General features: G+C 73.8%; 13 protein-coding genes. 6 read left to right on the plus strand and 7 right to left on the minus strand.

Annotated features, from left to right (window positions below; translation table 11 throughout):
* Positions 1-100: 100 nt before the first annotated feature.
* On the minus strand, positions 101-1,141 hold the full coding sequence (locus GA0070606_RS01040) for an NHL repeat-containing protein (protein WP_245724519.1): 1,041 nt from the start codon (positions 1,139-1,141) through the stop codon (positions 101-103).
* Positions 1,142-1,486: 345 nt separating this feature from the next.
* A complete protein-coding gene (locus GA0070606_RS01045) occupies positions 1,487-3,712 on the minus strand; it encodes a DUF6461 domain-containing protein (RefSeq protein ID WP_141721491.1) in 2,226 nt (741 codons plus the stop codon).
* Between the two features lie 199 nt (positions 3,713-3,911).
* Between GA0070606_RS01045 and GA0070606_RS01050 the strand changes: the two genes are divergently transcribed.
* Both GA0070606_RS01050 and GA0070606_RS01055 read left to right on the plus strand, forming a co-directional pair.
* Positions 3,912-5,603, plus strand: a complete 1,692-nt coding sequence (locus GA0070606_RS01050; protein ID WP_425413018.1) for a golvesin C-terminal-like domain-containing protein — start codon at positions 3,912-3,914, stop codon at positions 5,601-5,603.
* 217 nt (positions 5,604-5,820) lie between these two features.
* Positions 5,821-6,534 (plus strand): hypothetical protein, encoded by a 714-nt coding sequence (locus GA0070606_RS01055; RefSeq protein WP_091094624.1) that lies wholly within the window; start codon positions 5,821-5,823, stop codon positions 6,532-6,534.
* A 105-nt stretch (positions 6,535-6,639) separates the two neighbouring features.
* On the opposite strand, the gene GA0070606_RS01060 is transcribed toward GA0070606_RS01055, so the two are convergent.
* From GA0070606_RS01060 to GA0070606_RS01070, 3 genes are read right to left on the minus strand one after another with little or no spacing between them, the layout of a single operon-like run.
* On the minus strand, positions 6,640-8,379 hold the full coding sequence (locus GA0070606_RS01060) for a multicopper oxidase family protein (protein WP_091094625.1): 1,740 nt from the start codon (positions 8,377-8,379) through the stop codon (positions 6,640-6,642).
* The gene (locus tag GA0070606_RS01065; protein WP_091094626.1) at positions 8,376-8,828 is read right to left on the minus strand and encodes a DUF6220 domain-containing protein; all 453 of its coding nucleotides are present in this window, start codon (positions 8,826-8,828) and stop codon (positions 8,376-8,378) included. Before GA0070606_RS01065 ends, GA0070606_RS01060 begins: the two co-directional genes overlap by 4 nt.
* Complete coding sequence (locus tag GA0070606_RS01070; protein ID WP_091094627.1) at positions 8,821-9,828, minus strand: carboxymuconolactone decarboxylase family protein; 1,008 nt, start codon at positions 9,826-9,828, stop codon at positions 8,821-8,823. Before GA0070606_RS01070 ends, GA0070606_RS01065 begins: the two co-directional genes overlap by 8 nt.
* A gap of 143 nt (positions 9,829-9,971) precedes the next feature.
* On the opposite strand from GA0070606_RS01070, the gene GA0070606_RS01075 reads away from it, so the two are divergent.
* The 3 genes from GA0070606_RS01075 (at position 9,972) to GA0070606_RS01085 (ending at position 12,638) form a co-directional block, all read left to right on the plus strand.
* Positions 9,972-11,102 carry a sensor histidine kinase gene (locus tag GA0070606_RS01075; protein WP_091094628.1) on the plus strand — a complete coding sequence of 377 codons (1,131 nt, stop codon included), beginning with the start codon at positions 9,972-9,974 and terminating at the stop codon, positions 11,100-11,102.
* A gap of 76 nt (positions 11,103-11,178) precedes the next feature.
* Positions 11,179-11,841, plus strand: a complete 663-nt coding sequence (locus tag GA0070606_RS01080; protein WP_091094629.1) for a response regulator — start codon at positions 11,179-11,181, stop codon at positions 11,839-11,841.
* Positions 11,842-11,927: 86 nt separating this feature from the next.
* Positions 11,928-12,638: a DNA alkylation repair protein gene (locus GA0070606_RS01085; protein WP_091094630.1), complete on the plus strand. Its 711-nt coding sequence runs from the start codon at positions 11,928-11,930 to the stop codon at positions 12,636-12,638.
* Between the two features lie 12 nt (positions 12,639-12,650).
* Here GA0070606_RS01085 and GA0070606_RS01090 read toward each other — a convergent pair whose 3' ends face one another.
* Both GA0070606_RS01090 and GA0070606_RS01095 read right to left on the minus strand, forming a co-directional pair.
* Complete coding sequence (locus GA0070606_RS01090; protein WP_091094631.1) at positions 12,651-14,456, minus strand: S9 family peptidase; 1,806 nt, start codon at positions 14,454-14,456, stop codon at positions 12,651-12,653.
* A 332-nt stretch (positions 14,457-14,788) separates the two neighbouring features.
* Complete coding sequence (locus GA0070606_RS01095; protein ID WP_091094632.1) at positions 14,789-15,412, minus strand: DinB family protein; 624 nt, start codon at positions 15,410-15,412, stop codon at positions 14,789-14,791.
* Positions 15,413-15,940: 528 nt separating this feature from the next.
* Between GA0070606_RS01095 and GA0070606_RS01105 the strand changes: the two genes are divergently transcribed.
* The gene (locus tag GA0070606_RS01105; RefSeq protein ID WP_091094633.1) at positions 15,941-16,408 is read left to right on the plus strand and encodes an SRPBCC family protein; all 468 of its coding nucleotides are present in this window, start codon (positions 15,941-15,943) and stop codon (positions 16,406-16,408) included.
* Positions 16,409-16,436: the final 28 nt, after the last annotated feature.

Here is a 16,436-nt window from a genome sequence, read left to right on the forward strand (position 1 = left end):
CGGATGCCGGGCCCTCCGCCCGGCAACCGTCGGCACGAGCACGAGCACGACGGTCAGCGCCGCCTCGCCCGTCGCGACCGCGCCAGCACGACCACGACCGTCAGCGCCGCCTCGCCCGTCGCGATCGCGCCAGCACGAGCACGGCCACGACGACCAACCCCAGCCCGAGTCCACCGGCGGCCACGACGGACGCGACGGCCACGCCGCCCGGGCTGCCGGCCCGGTCGCCGGCCGCGCGGGCGGTCGGCTCGGGCGTGGCCCGCGGCGTGGCGGGCGTGGCGCCCGCGGTGAGGGGGTAACGGAGGAGGCGAGGCCACGTGCCCGCCGGCTGGTCGGCGGTCTCGGACAGGGTGAGCAGGGACCGCCCGTCGGCGCTGAAGGTGATCGACTCGCCCTGCGGCTCGTCGGGCAGCGGGGTGACCCGCGGGGTCCCGCCGGTCAACGCGCCGATCAGGTCACCGTCGGCGACGTCGAACTCGAACGCGTCGGCGTAGGTGCGCAACACCACCCGGCGGCCGTCGGGCGCGGTGGCGGCGCCGGTGACCGCCGTGCGGCCGAGCGCCGAGAAGGGGTTGCTCGTCGTGGAGGCCGGCAGCCGGACCTGCCCCACCTTCGCCAGCGGCGTCGTCGCGCCCGGCCGCAGGTCGGCGCTCGGGGCGTACAGGACGGCCGAGTACTTGGTCACGATCACCGGCCGGTTGTCGGCGGTCACGAGCAGCGCCTCGGAGTCGTGCGGACCGTCCGGGTACGCCATGCGGTACAGCACCGGCCGGTCGGTGCCCGGCGCCAGCTTCCACACCGCGACCGTCTGCCGCGAACGGTCGTTGTCGCCGGTGTCCGCCACCCAGACCGTGCCGTCCGCGCCGACCGCGAGGTCCTCGGTGTCCCGGGGCCGCGACGGATAGGAGACCGTACGCACGACGGCGCACCTCGGATCCAGGAAGAAGATCCGGCGGCGCGCCTCGTCGTCCGCGCCGTCGTTGACGACGACGTATCCGTCGTCGGTGGCGGCCATTCCGGAGATCTCGGTCAGCCGGCTGTCGCGCACCTCGCACACCGGCGTGGCCGGTGCGGGGCCGGGTGACGGGTTCGCCGCCGCCCCGCCCGGCGGAGCCAGGACGGCGAGGGCCGCCGCCGTCACCGCCGCCCGCGCTCCGCGTGTGATTCCCTCGCTTCGTCGCATCGCCAGCAATCCTGCCACTGCCGGTCCGCCCGCCGGCGCAACCGGAGGCCGACCCGGGCTCCGCCGGGACGCGCCGGGCCTGCGCTCGCGGGCTTCACCCGGGTGGCCCGGCGTCTCCGCCAGGCTGCCGCGGGTGCGCCTCCGCCCGGCAGCGAATCCTCGGTCCCGCCGAGGCCGACGACCGCTGAGGTGTCGACGAACGTCCACCGAGGCCGCTGGACGTCGCGGTCTGTCGCCCGAGGGTCCCGCTGCCGGCGGCCACGGAGACGGCGAGGATGACCGCGCTCCCGCCGGCGGGGACAGTCACCGGGCGGCGGGTCCGACGATCCGGGCCCGGGCGTCGGCGAGCAGGTTCGCCGCGTGCGGGCCGGCGGCGTAACGGGCCGCGTCGACGCTGTCCGTGACCGCGGCGACCGGGTCGGGATTGGTCGCGCGGTGCAGGGCGAGCCACACCCACCGGTGTTCGCCGCCGTCGAGCTGGGAACGGCGGGCGCGCAGGTGCGCCGGCCCGGTCAGGGCCCGGGCGGCGATGCTGGCGACGACGTCCGGGTCGTCGCCGACCCCCGCGTGGCGGGCCGCCTCCTCCGCCACCCACCAGGCCAGGTCCCGGAGTTCCGGTTCGGACAGTTCGGCCAGCCGCTCCGCCTCGGGCAGCCCGGCCGGCGCTTCGACGGCGGGGCCGAGCGAGCCGACGAGCCTCCTGCCGGGCAGCGGCCGGCGGGGATACAGCGGGGGCAGGTCCGGCACGATCCGGAAGCCGATGTCGGCGGCGTCAATCCGGGCCAGGTCCTCGGCGGTGACGCCGTGGCCGGTGAATCGCCGCACCGCGACCAGGCCCTGCTGCGGCTTGCCGCGTCGGTGGTCGGCGAAGTCGAGGTCGGCGAGCGCCGGGGCGACCGGTGGTGGCGCGTCGAGGTCGCCGAACGGTTCCACCGACAGCAGCACCTCGCCATGCTCGGCGAACGACAGCCGGGTCACCGCGTTGACGTTCCAGAACATGCTGGCGGCGCGCCCGCCGACGGACGCGCGGGTCAGCACGGGCGCGGTCGAGCCCTGCCAGCCGTTGTACTCAACGGCGAGCACGGCGTCACCGAGGTCCAGCACCGCCACCCACGGATCGATCGACTGCCGCCTCATCATGTCGTCGCCGATGGCCCGCAGCGACTCCGGTCGTCCCGGGTCCGCGCCGAAGGCGCGCAGCACGTCCGCGACGCTCGTCCCGGTCGCCACGGTGACCGTCGCGGCCTCGCCGAGGCTGCTGCGGCGCACCCACCGGTAGGCGGTCTCGGGCCGTTCGGGCCGCACCGGTTCGGGCTCGCCGCGCAGCCGGTGGCCCAGCCGGTCCGTCCGGGCGTGGACGATCTCGGGCGCGGCGGGCGCCTGCCACACCACCAGCTCGTAGTGCTCGGTGTCGCCCTCGTCGGTGTCGTCCCGGCCGCGGGCGTGCACCCGCAGCCGGTAGTCACCCGGCCAGGGTGGGGTGATGTGGCGCAGGTGCGCGTCGCTCGCGTCGGGGCCGAGCACCGAGGCGCCACCGACGGCCGCCCGCCAGCTGACCTCGACGATCTCCTCCCAGCCGGTCGCGACGTCCGGCGGTGGCCCGTCAAGGATGCTCACACTGATCCGGACGTGCCCGGTCTCGACGCCGGCGCGGATCACCGCGCCGCCGGGGACGACGACGACCAGCCCGTTGCCGCCGAAGTCGACCTGCGGGACGTCGGAGCCCTCCAGCAGCGCGAACCGGTGCCCCGACACCGGCGCCGACCCGCTGGACCGGAGGGGAAGCAGGTATTCCGCCCTAACCTGGTCGAGCAGCGCGGCGGCGTAGCCGGCGGGCATCGGGGCCTCGCGCAGCAACAGGACCGCGGTGCCGATCGCGACGCCGAGCACGGCCGGTGGTTCCATGGCCCAGCTCCGCACCCCCACCCCGCGCAGGACGACGGCGGCCGTGGCCACGGACAGGGCGAGCTGGGCCGCGCCGTGCGCCGCCGCGACACCCCGCTCGTCGGTGACGTCCGGCCCCACCGTCAGCAGGCCACCCACTCGCGGGTGGGTGGCCAGCCGGCGGGCCAGCGCGGCGACGAGCGGCACCGCACCGGGCCGGACCTGCTCCAGCACGGCCACCCCGGTGACCGCCTCGCTCTGCCCGCTCATGGTCGCGACGCCGAACTTGCCGGTCAACGGCTCGTCCAGCAGACCGGCGAGCTCCGGGACGGTCCCCAGGCCCAGCTCCGCCACGGTCAGTTCCAGCGCGCCGAGCAGGCGTTCGGTCAGCAGGGGCGGCAGCGAGCCGAGCGCGTCGCGTACCGACGGGTCGCCCGGTCGCGCCGCGCCGCCGGAGCGGAACCTCGCCACCGCCGGACGCTGGCCGGCGAACGCGGGGATCGGCAGCGCGTCGCTGTCGGCGACGGCCCGCAGCCGGCCGAGCTCGGCCGCCGGTCCCGGCGGGATGCGGGTGAGGACGAGCGGCAGCGCGGCCGCGACCGGCCCCGCCAACTCCGCCAGCACCGCATCAGGGATCTCGACCACAGCACCTCCGTCGTCCGCCCGTACGGGACAGCCGAATCCAACCATGTACGTACGACGCGGCCCGCGACCCGGGCCAGGCGATGAGCACCGCGCCGGACGAATCGGATCGACAGATGTCTCTAGCGCGATCGACACCCGCATGGTAGGAATCTGCCAAATCTGTTAACCGGTACGAAATTTTTCCACAGAGAGGGACCCGATGACGACAAGACGGATCATGGCCACCCTCGTGGCCGCCGCCGTCGGCCTGGCCGTGGCGGCACCACCGGCCGGCGCGGCCCCCACGCAGGAACGGACCGTCACCTACCACGGCTACCGCCTGGCCGTCCCCGCCGACTGGCAGGTCGTCGACCTGGCGACCGACCCGCACGCCTGCGTCCGCTTCGACCGGCCCGCCGTCTACCTCGGCCGTCCGGGGGACGAACCCTGGTGCCCCTCCGGGCTCGTCGGCCGGACGGCGGGACTGATCGTCGAGCCGATCGACTCCGCGACCGCCGGGCGGATCACGGCCGACACGGCGGTCACGGTGAGCGGGCGGGCGACCGCCGGCGGCGCGGTCTCCCGCGACGGGACGATCCAGGTCGCGGTACGCGACGCGGGCGTGCTGGTCACCGCCCTGCACACCCCCGAGACCGAGCCGGCGGTCCGCCGCGTCCTTGCCTCCGCCCGCCTCGCCCCCGGCGCCACGCCGGTGTCGCCGGACGACGTGCGCACCGACGCGGCGTCCGCCACGGTGACGCCGACGGCGGCGGCCGCCCCGCAGCCCGGCACCTACACCGGCAAGGGCTTCGACACGTGCACCGCCCCGTCGCAGTCGACGATGGACGCCTGGCGCAACAGCTCGCCGTACCGCGCGATCGGCATCTACATCAGCGGCTCGAGCCGGTCCTGCACGCAGGCCAACCTGACCGCGAGCTGGGTGACCAACCAGACCGGCAAGGGCTGGCACCTCATCCCCATCGAGCTGGACCGCCAGGCGCCGTGCGGCACCCGTACGCCGAAGATGTCGTACGACCCCGCCACGGCCCGGTCCGAGGGAGCGGCCCGGGCCAACAGCGCGGTGAGCGCGGCCCGGGCGCTGGGCATCCCCGGCGGAAGCGTGATCTACAACGACATCGAGCACTACCCGTCGACCGAGTCGTGCAAGGCCGCCGTGCTGTCGTACCTCTCCGGCTGGACCCAGCAGCTCCACGCGCTCGGCTACCTCTCGGGGATGTACTCCAGCGGCTCCTCCGGGGTCCGGGACCTGTGCGGCGCCTACAACGACAGCCGGTACACCCGCGTCGACCACCTCTTCTTCGCCTGGTGGAACGGCGTGGCGGACACCGACGCCGGCGACTACTGCGCGGACGCCCACTACGCCGACCGGCAACGCATCCACCAGTACACGGGCGACAGCTACGAGACCTGGGGCGGCGTGCGCATCTACATCGACCGCGACTACCTGGACGTGTCGGCCGGCAGCACGCCGCCGCCGGACGGGTTCACCACCACCGTCGACAACACCACCGCGGGTCGGTTCACGGCGAGCGCGAACTGGGGCACGTCGGCCTACTCGGCACAGCGGTACGGCGCCGACTACCGGTTCGCCACCCCGACCCCCGCCAGCGACACCGCCTGGTACCGGGCGGACGTGCCGGAGACCGGCTCCTACGAGGTCTCGGTCTGGTACCCGGCCGACCCCGGCTACAACGACTCGACCCCGTACATCGTGACGACGACGGCCGGCAACCAGACGGTGCGGGTGAACCAGCGCGTCAACGGCGGCCGATGGGTGTCGCTCGGGGTGTTCACCCTGGGCGCGGGCGACGGCAACAAGGTGGGCGTCAGCCGGTGGACCAGCGGCACCGGCTACGTCGTCGCCGACGCGGTCCGCATCACCCGCGTCTGACCCGGCCCCGCCGCCCGACCGGACGCCGACGGGCGGGCACGGCGCCTTCTCGGCGGTGACGTCACCGCAGGGCCGTCTCCGCCGAGAAGGCGCGTCGGGTCGGCATCGGTCGAGGCACGGCTGCCGTGGCGATCGACCGGCCACCCCGTCCGGATGGCAGAGGTGTGACGCACTAGCATTGCCGCGGTCCGGGACGGCTCTGCTGAAACGAGGCGAAATGCGTTGGCTCCGGCAGTTACTCGGCGGCGGGCGGGTCCAGCTCGACACGGGACGGCAGGAGACACTGCTGCGGGACGTCCGGCTCCGGTACGGCGCCCGCGCGCAGATCCGGTTCGCCGAGCAGGTCGACGCGGTCACCGCGCTGCTGGACAGCGACGACGGCCTGGTGGTGGCCGCCCGGATCGTCAGCCAGGTCGCCGACGAGGCCCACGCCGACCTGCAGGTCCAGGCCCAGGACATACACCGACGGACGGGCCGGCGGCTCCTGGTGCACCGGCGGAACTACCGGCCGCTGTGGATGGAGGCCGGCCAGGCCCTGCGGTGGCCGCTGTTCACGCTGCCGTGCGGCTTCCACCCGTACGCCCAGGTCGCCGCCGCCGCCACGGTGATCGGCGGCCGGGCGTCCCGGCTGGACCGGGTGACCGACCCGAACCCGCTCGTGACCCGCGTGTTCGAGGTGCTCGACCTCACCGTGGCGGGTTGGGAGTACGGCCGGGTGCGGATCGACACCGACGCCGCAGCCCTGGTGGACCGACTGATCTCGGGCGCCGGGCAGGTCCTCGCGGCCATGGACGATCCGCCCCGGCTGCCGCCTCCGGTTCGGGAGCTGATGCGTCGCAACAACACCATGGACGTGCACGACCCGGCCGGCGGCCGGGCGGTGGGCGCGATCAACGTGGGCGCGACGCTGCGCGAGCGTCTGCTGGTCTGAGCGGGCCGCAACCGCCAGGCTCGACGAGCGGTCCGGCCGCGCCGCTCGGGGCCGACACGTGGCGGTGGCGCGACGCCGGGCATCGGCGCCGCGCCGCCCGTCCGGTCACGAGTACATCAGGTGCAGCGTCATCCCGGCGTCGGCGTGCGCCAGGTTGTGGCAGTGGTTGGCCCACATTCCGGGGTTGTCGGCCAGAAACGCCACCTTCCAGACCTCGCCGGGGCGCACGTCGAAGGAGTCCAGCCACAGGGGGCTCCCGGTCGCCGGTCTGCCGTCGCGGGTCAGCACCAGGACGTGGTGCCCGTGCAGGTGCCACGGGTGCACGACCGGGGACCGGTTCACGATGGTGAACTTGACGACGTCGCCGAGGCGCACGACCTGGGACGGGATGTCGGGGTCGGCCGCGCCGTTGACGGTGTGGGCGTACCGCGGGAGCAGCCCGCGCAGGTCGAGACCGCGATCGAGGACGAGGGTGAACTTCCGGTCGTAGCGGGCCCACGGGGCCGTCGCGGCGGCGCCGTAGCCGAGCGGGTCCAGCACCGGCCACGCGCCGGTCGCCGCCGACACCGGTCCGGTCGAGTGGACCTGGCGTCCGTCGACGAACAGCGCCACCGGCGTGGCGGGCGCGGTGAACACCAGGTCGTAGCGTCCTCCGGCCGGGATCATCACCGCGGTGTCCACCAGTGGCGTCGGGCCCCGCAGGTCGTATCCGTCGATCGCGGCGACCCGGAACGGGGTCCCCGCCAGGGCGTACCGGTGGGTCGTGCTGTCGGTGTTGATCAACCGCAGCCGCACCGGCGTCCCCGCCCCGACCGGCTCCGTTCTCGGCGCGGGCAGCGGCAGGCCGGACAGGGTGTGCACCGCCACGGTGACGTCGACGCCCGTCGCCGGCGCCGGACGCACCACCAGGACGCCGTAGAGCCCTTTGCGCACACCGATGTCGGACACCGCGTGCGTGTGGTACCAGTACGTCCCGACCTGGTCGGCGCGGAACCGGTAGACGAACTCCTGCCCGGGCAGCACCGCGTCCTGCGTCACGCCGGGCACCCCGTCCTGGCTGTTCGGCACGTCGTACCCGTGCCAGTGCAGCGTGACCCCCCGCGCGATGTCCCGGTTGCGCAGCGTCACCTCCAACACGTCGCCGACGGTGGCGGTCAGCTCCGGCCCGGGGACCTGCCCGTTGAACGCCCACGCTCCCACGTCCCGGCCGCCCACGCTCACCGTGGCGGTCCCGGCCGTCAGGGTGAACCGCCTGGTCGGTTCCCCGGCGGGCTGCGCGTCCTGATACTGGTGATCATGGGGTACGGCCGGAGCGGGGGCCGGAGCGACGGCCAGCCCGGTCCCGGTCACCAGCGCCCCGACCGCCACCGCGACGGCCGCCCGGGACACCGTCGGCGACGGGCGCGCGCCGAGGAGGCGCCAGGTGACCGCGGTCGCCGCGACGACCCCGGCGACCGCCAGCAGCCCGGCTCCCGCCGACGCCGGATAGCCGTGCAGGACCGTCACGAGCAGGCCGCCGCCGGTGGCGTACCCGGCGAAGAGAAGCGGGACCGCGACGGAGCGGATGTCGCCCCGGGCCCGCAGCAGCCGCGGCCCGGCGACGACCACCGCCGCGAGGGACAGTGGGGCGGCGATGAGGATCTTCTCCGCCGCGAACCACCAGCCGGCGCGGGCGAGCGCGGTGATCGTGATCGCCCGGGCGAGCGTGGCGAGCAGCGCGAGGGCGGCCAGTCCCAGTGCGAGCGGCCGGCGTCGGGCGGCCGACGCGGCGCCGCCGCCCAGCCACCCGGCGGTCGCGAGGACCGCGATCACCAGGTCGGCCGCGAGCAGCGAGCCGGTGGTCATGCCGGCTCCCCTGCCCGGACGGCCACCGGGGTGGTGTCGGCCGGCGCCGGGTCGGCCAGCCTTCGCGCTGCCTGGTGGACGCTGACGACGACGTGCACCGCGATGATGCCGTTGAGGGCGTGCAGCCCGGCGATGGTCAGGCCGAACGGGGTGCTGGCGCCCGCGACGTCGGTGGCCCCGTTCGCGAGACCGGCGATGAGCGCCTGGAGGACGACGAGGCCGAGCGGCAGGACCGCGAGTCCGACGACCCGGCCCGGCGCCTTCGCCAGCGCGGCGGAGAGGATGGTGAGCAGGGTGAGCACGGGGATGACGGCCATCCCGGTGACGCTGTGCAGCGCGTACGCGCCGTCGCCGCCGGGTTTCGTGAACGCGCCTACGGCGGCGAAGACGAACTGCAGGGCGAACGCGGCGAGCGTCACGGCGCTGACGACGACGAAGAGCCTACGCATCGGTGACCTCCTGGTGGTGAGCCGGGGACAGGGCCTCGGCGACGTGGTCGGTGGCGGCGACGGCGCCGAACGCGACCAGCCGCACGAGGTCGGCGTCGTCCGGATGGGACATCCGCCAGAGGGCGACGTCGCCCGGGCTGATCGCGCTGGGCGCGAACGCCGCCAGCAGGGCGATCCGGGTGCCGACACGGTCCGCGCCGGGCACGTCCCGGACCAGGTCGACGGCCCAGTCCGCGGGCCTGGCCGGGTGCCGCCCGTCCTCCCACCGCACGGTCGCCCTGACGGTCTGGCGGGCCACGTCGCCGAGGAGGTCTCCGCCCCGCGTGGCGGCGTCCCTCAGCGACGCGTACGCGACGCCGACGGGGCTGGCCCCCGCCCAGGCCGGCGGTGCCGTCGCACCGGCGTCGAGCAGCGACAGGCTGCTGCCGGGCTCCTTCGGCTCCCGCGCCGCCCTGGCGTAGAGCCGGCCCCCGACCGAGCGCACCAGCGGGGCGCGTTGCAGGCCGCCGGGCAGCAGATCGGGTTCGAGCAGCGCCGAGACGATCCGGTTGATGAACTGGAAGGCGAGCAGGGTACCGGTGATCTCGGGGCGGTACGTGCTGGTCCAGCCGGCGGCCCGGGGGCTCCGGCTGGCCTCGGCCCAGGCCACCAGCTCCACCTGCCTCGGCCCCGGTGGCGTCCCGCCCCGGGCCATCACCTCGGCCAACTCGGGCTCGCCGAGGGCGTGCAGCAGCAGGACGTGGGCGTCGACGCAGAACCGGCAGCGGTTGGCGCGGGACACCGCCGCGGCGACGAGCTCGCGGTCGACCCGGGACGCGTCCCCGGCGAGCAGGGCCTCGCGCATCAGCGCCCACGTCGCGGCCTGCACCTCCGGCACGACCGCGAGCGCCTGGAAGGTGGGCACCGGCCCGAGAAAGTCGTCCCGCAGCTGCCGGTAGACCTCGGCGGTGCGACCGGTCGCGGCCCTGACGGCCACGGGAGTGAAGAAGCGGTATGTCATGGGTTCGATGCTTGTCGCGGCGGGCCGGGAAGACGTCGTGCCACCGCAGACACTTGCCCGCCCGCCGATACCGCGTCCGCGGTACGCCTCGTCTACCGCGGTGGGGGGATGCTCCGCGACGTCGGCCGCCCTACAGTTCGATCATGCGCCGCGATCTGCCGTACGTCCTCAGCGGTCTCGCCCTCGGCGGGCTCCTGCTCGGCAACGCCGCGCTCGCGCCGGACGCCGCGCCGGTGCGGGCGACGGACGTCGTCCTGTTTCTGGTCATGGCGGCGGCCCTGGCGGCGTGCCGGCGCCACCCGGTGGTGGCGTTGGGCGTGGCGACCGCCGCCATGCTGGCCCTCCACGTCCGGGTGCACGCCGGGGTGTCCGCCGCGTTCCCCGTCCTCGGCACGGTCTACCTGGCCGCCTGGCGTGGGCACCGGGCCGCCGCCGCTCTCGCCAGCGTCGTCTTCCTCGGCGGCTTCCTGGCCCGTGACGTCTCGGTGGCGCCGGCCGACCGACCGACCCAGCAGATCGCCGAGCGGACCGCGCTGCTGCTGGGCTGGTTCTTCGCGGCCAACGTCGCCGGGCTCGTCGCGCGGCAACGCCGGGCATACCTCGAACAGGTCGAGCAGCGGGCGCTCGAGGCCGAACGCACCCGCGAGGAGATGGCGTTGCGCCGCGCCGGGGAGGAGCGCCTGCGCATCGCCCGGGACCTGCACGACTCACTGACCCACAGCATCTCCGTCATCAAGGTGCAGGCCGGGATCGCCGTGCACCTGGCCCGCAAGCACAACGAGGAGCCGTCGGCGGCGCTGCTGGCGATCCAGGAGGCCAGTGCCGCCGCGATGCGGGAGCTTCGGGCGACGCTGGACGTCCTGCGCGCACCCGACGACGTGGACCGCGTCGGACTGGCCCGGGTGGACGAGCTGGCCGAGCGGACCCGGGCGGCCGGCGTACCGGTGCGGGTGAGCGTCACCGGCCAGCCCCGGGACCTGCCCGCCGAGGTCGACCAGGCCGGCTATCGCGTGGTCCAGGAGGCGCTGACCAACGTGGCCCGGCACGCCGGCCCCGCGACCGCCCAGGTCCACATCGCGTACGCCCCGGCGCGGCTGACCGTCTCGGTCGACGACGACGGGCGGGCCTCGCCGGCCCGGCCGGTGACGCCGGGGGTGGGCCTGCGCGGCATGCGGGAACGGGTCACCGGGCTGGGCGGGACGCTGCGGGCCGCCGCCCGCGACGGCGGCGGGTTCGCGGTGCGGGCCACGTTCCCGCTGGACGGCCCGGCATGACCGAGCGCCCGCGCGAGGTCCGGCCAGCTCGGCCCGCCACGGATCGTGACGGCTCCGACCGGAGGGAGGAGGCGGCATGATCCGTGTCCTGCTCGCCGACGACCAGGCGCTGATGCGGGCCGGGTTCCGGGCGTTGCTCGACGCCGAGGACGACCTGGAGGTCGTCGGCGAGGCCGCCGACGGCGCCTCGGCCGTCGAGCTGTCGCGACGCCTGCGGCCCGACGTCGTGCTGATGGACGTGCAGATGCCCGGCCTCGACGGTATCGAGGCCACCCGGCGCATCGCGGCCGCTCCCGACCTCGGCGCCGTCCGTGTCCTCATGCTGACCAACTACGGGCTCGACTCCTACGTCTTCGCCGCACTCCGCGCGGGCGCCAGTGGGTTCCTCCTCAAGGATGCCGACCCGGCCGACCTGCTGCGGGCCATCGACGTCGTGGCTCGCGGGGACGCGCTGCTCGCCCCGGCGGTCACGCGTACGCTCATCAGCGAGTTCGTCGCCGGCCCGCCGCCGGCCGACCCGGCGGCGGGGCGCGACGTCCTGACCGCCCGGGAGCAGGAGGTCGTCGATCTCGTCGCCCGGGGGCTGAGCAACGACGAGATCGCCGAGCGCATGGTGATCAGTCCGTTGACCGCCAAGACACACGTCAACCGGGCGATGATGAAGCTGCACTGCCGCGACCGCGCCCAGCTGGTCGTCTGGGCGTACGAGTCGGGGCTGGTGACGCCGCGTCGCCGGTGACGGCCGGGCGGCGGTCGGCGGCGGTCGGCGGCTCTCGGCGCGACGCGGCGCGGTGGAGGTCGGCGGGCGCGGTAGGTTGCACAGTCATGGCCACGACCACCGACGTCCGTCGCGAACTCGCCGGCCTGGCCGATCCACGACGGGCGGCGGCGACGAGCCGGTTCCTGCAGATGGTGCCGGGCGGATACGGCGAGGGCGACACGGCCATCGGTGTCCCGGTGCCGGAACAGCGCCGGGTGGCCGCCCGGTACTGGCGCGACCTGTCCCTGGCCGGGACGGCGAAGCTGCTGACCAGCGACGTGCACGAGGAGCGGCTGACGGCGCTGTTCATCCTGGTGCGCAAGTTCGCCAAGGGAGACGAGGAGCAACGGGGGCGGGTCTTCGACGTCGTCATGGCCCACACCGACCGCATCGACAACTGGGATCTGGTGGACTCGTCCGCGCCGTACATCGTGGGCCCCTGGCTCGCCGACAAGGACCGCGGCGTCCTGGACCGGCTGGCCGGGTCGAGCCTGGTGTGGGACCGGCGCATCGCCGTCATGGCGACTTTCGCATTCATCAGGGCCGGTGACTTCGACTGGACCTTCCGCCTCAGCGACCGACTCCTGCACGATCCGCACGACCTCGTGCAGAAGGCGGTGGGCTGGATGCTGCGTGAGGTCGGCAACCGCGACAGGGCGGCGGAGGAGGCGTTCCTGGCCGGACGCTACCGAGTCATGCCGCGGGTCATGCTCCGGTACGCGATCGAGAAGTTCGAGCCGCGGCGACGCGGGGAGTATCTCTCCGGCCTGGCCTAGGCTAGCGCGTGCTCAGGGCGTGAGGTGCTCGAGGAGGAACTCGCCGGCGTTGGCGAAGGCCCTCTCCTGGTTCTCCCGCCGCGTGAAGCCGTGCCCCTCATCCAGGAACACCTCGTACCGCACCTCCACCCCGCGATCGCGCAGTCGAGTCACGATCTGGTCGCTCTCGCTCTTCGGCACCCTCGGGTCGTTGGCGCCCTGAATCACCATCAACGGTGCGCGGATCTTGTCGGCGTGAGTCACCGGAGAGCGCGCCAGCAGCTGCTCGGCGTCGGCGTCCGGGTCACCGATAACAATCGCCACCACACTGCGCCAGGTGGGGGGTGACGCCTTCGCCAGGGTGACGAGGTTGCTCGGCCCGTACAGGTCGACCCCGGCCGCCCAGTTGAGGTCCGAGAGGCGGCTCAGGCAGGACAGGACGGAGAAGCCCCCGTAAGAGGCGCCCATCACGCCGATCCGGGTGGAGTCCACCCAGTCCTGGGAGCGTAGGAAGGCCACCGCCTCGGCGAAGTCGTTCAGGTCGCCGCCACCCCAATCCCGGTTCACGAGGTCGGCGTACGCCCGGCCGTACCCGAGCGATCCCCGCACGTTCGGGGCGAACACCGCGACGCCCCGGGACACCAGGTACTGATAAAAGCCGTCGTACATGTAGACGGGCAGCTCCTGCCAGGCCGGGCCGCCGTGGATGGAGATGAGCACGCCCACCGGCTCACTGCGGGCGGGACGGTAGAGGAACCCCGGGATCTGCAGCCCGTCGCGCGCCGGGTAGCGCACCAGCGTGGCATCGACGAACTGGGCGGCGTCGGCCGCGACCGGCTTGGCATCGGTCAGCCACCGGTTCTCGCCCGTCTCCAGGTCGATCATCAGAATGTTCCACGGGCGGGTGGCGGTGGACACGCGCAGGACGACTGACCGGCCGTCAGGAGAGATCGTCAGGCCGGTCGCGGCACCACGGGGCAACTGGGGCATGTCCATGTCGGTGCCCGTGGAGAGGTCCCGGCCGCGGAGAATGGAATAGCCGTCGACGTTGACGCTCCAGACCAGGGTGCGCCCATCGGCTGAGAGAGCGACCTCCGTGACGTCCCAGTCAGGGGTGTCCAGCCACGTCAGCTCACCGGTCTTCGCATCCATCGTGGCCAGGCCAACGAACTGGCGGCCGGCGTTGCTCATCACCAGGAAGCCGCTGCCGTCCGGCAGCCACGGCCCAAGCTCGTACGCGGCCTCGCCGTCGCGCGGAGTCAGGAGCACCGGCTCACCGTCGAGGGGGACCACGTACACGATGTGGTCGGTGTTGCTGGTCCGCCACTCAGTGGCGGTCAACCTGCTCCCGTCCGGCGCCCAGTGCCCCGGGTAGACCCGGCCACCTCCGGTGAACAGCCGGCGCACGTCACCGGTAGCGACATCCCGCAACAGGACGTCCTGATCCGCCGGGGTCCGGTCGTTTCCGCAGTAGGCGATGTACCTGCCGTCGGGGGAGAAGGGGTCGCCGATGGCGGCCGCGAACTGCACCTTGGAGTTGTCGGTCAGCGCCTCGGCGGTCCCGCCGCTAACGCTGATCCGACGGAGCTGGGCGTTCTCGTTGCCCTGGTCATCGGCGAGGAAGAGCAGCCACTCACCTCCGGGATGCCATGCCACTCGCCGGATCGCCGAGTCGGTGTAGTCGGTCAGCCGCTGACTGTCGCCGCCAGTGATGCCCTGGGTGATGAGGTTGAACTGGCCGCTGCTGTCGTCGACGTAGGCGATCCTCGCGCTGTCGGGTGAGAAGACCAACGTCGGCAGGAACCTCAGGCCCGACTGGTAGTCGCGAAACTCAGGCATGGATCGATCCTAGACTCGCCATCGACGGCGGTAGGGCCCGAACGTTCGGTAGGCCGCCCATCGACCGCAGACGACGCCAGGCAGCCGGGCGCAACATGATCGCGATGAATGGACAGGTGTGGCGGCCGGCGGAGCGCGGCGACGCTGACTGTCTCGCGGTGTCGTCCGGGCTGGTCGAGGAATTCGGTGCCCTCGGTCTGGAGAGCGACGCCGAAGCGGCGGAACTCCGGCTGGACCACCCGGGGCTCGACCTCCGTCAGGGCCTTGCCGGTAGGCTCATCGCCCGCTCACCGGGGGCGTGCCGGCCGCTCAAATTCGAGCGCACAGCACTTTCAGGGTACGTCCCTCCGATCTCGAAGTGGCCGATCGTCGACGACGTGCTCGTTGCCGCGTCCGCTGGCGTCGAGGGCGGCCTGCTCCACTCGCCGGCGGTGGTCCAGCCACCATGACTCGTCGCCGGCGGGCAGGTTGTCGTTGCCGGGCAGCAGCCCGGCCGCGCCGTCGACGAGTTCGCGCACGATGTCGGCGTGGCCGGCGTGCCGTTGGGTTTCCGCGATGACGTGGATCATGACGCGGTGCAGCGTCACCGCCGCATCGCCCCACCAGGGCACGCGGCCGACCTCGTCCAGCGCGAGGGCTTCGATGGTGCTGTCGGCGTGGGCGATCGCGCGACGGTACAGGGCGACGATCTCCTCCCGGGTCTCGTCCGCGGTCGCCCACATGTCGGCGTTGGGGTCCGCTCCGTCGCCGGCGTACGGCAGCTCCGGCTCGAACGGCCGGCCGAACACGACCCCGAAGTAGAGGGTCTCGCAGAACGCCGAGTGTTTGACCAGACCGAGCAGGTTGGTGCCGGTCCGGGTGAGCGGGCGTCGGATGTCGTACTCGCCGAGCCCGTCCAGCTTCCACAGCAGCGCGTCGCGGCCGCCCTTCAGGTAGCTGTGCAGGTCTGCCTTCATGGCAGCACTATGGCAGCCGTCAGACGTCGACGCCGCCCCGGATGATCACCGGGGCTCATGACGCCGCGTCCGGACCGGAGCCTGGGGAGATTTCGTAGGCGCGCGACACGAGCCACCTCGACCCGACAACGCGCGAGCCACCTCTCCCGGCCGGGACGCTGTGCCGACAGATGCTCGGGGGTTCCGCTTCCAGGCGCGTATCGACCCGGCGTCCGCGTAGTGGATGACCACCAGGTCACCGCCGTCCGGCAGGACCGCCGGCTCCCGGCCCAGGTAGCCCGGCTGGGTCTCGGCCAGCGCCACCATCCGACTGCTCATCTCGGCGTAGCCCTCGGGGTCCTTCCCGCTCGGGTGATCGTGAAGATGGCGATCTGGTAGGGCGGCTCGGGCCGAGTCCAGTAAGGAGTGGTCACGGCTCATGGTGGTCGCTCACCGGCGCTCCTCCGCCGTCCGGTACGGGAGCGGCCCCGGCCGACGGGACCGGCCTGACGGGACCGGCCTGACGGGACCGGGCCGTAGGATCGGGCCATGGGCAGGACCGACCGCGCCAGTCGGGTCATCGCGGCGCCCCCGGCGACCGTCTACGGCGCGCTCCTCGACCGGGAGTCGCTCGAGGCGTGGCTGCCGCCGGACGGCATGCGCGGGCGTGTGGAGCGGTGGGATCCCCGGCCCGGTGGCGGCTTCCGAATGGTCCTCACCTACCTCGACCCGGCCGGCAGCCCGGGCAAGACGTCGGACGAGACGGACGTCGTCGACGTGAGGTTCGCCGCGCTGGTGCCGCCGGAGCGCGTGGTGCAGCGGGCCGTGTTCGAGGCGGACGACGCGTCGTACGCGGGCACCATGACGATGACCTGGCAGCTCGCTGCCGTCGGCGAGGGCACCGAGGTGACCGTGACCGCCACCGACGTGCCACCCGGCATCGACCAGGCCGCCCACCAGGCCGGGATCGCCTCGTCGCTGGCCAACCTGGCGTCGTACGTCGAAGCGGCCGACTGACCCGGGCCGGCCGCGGCGCCCGACGACC

Source organism: Micromonospora citrea, assembly GCF_900090315.1.
GTDB lineage: Bacteria > Actinomycetota > Actinomycetes > Mycobacteriales > Micromonosporaceae > Micromonospora > Micromonospora citrea.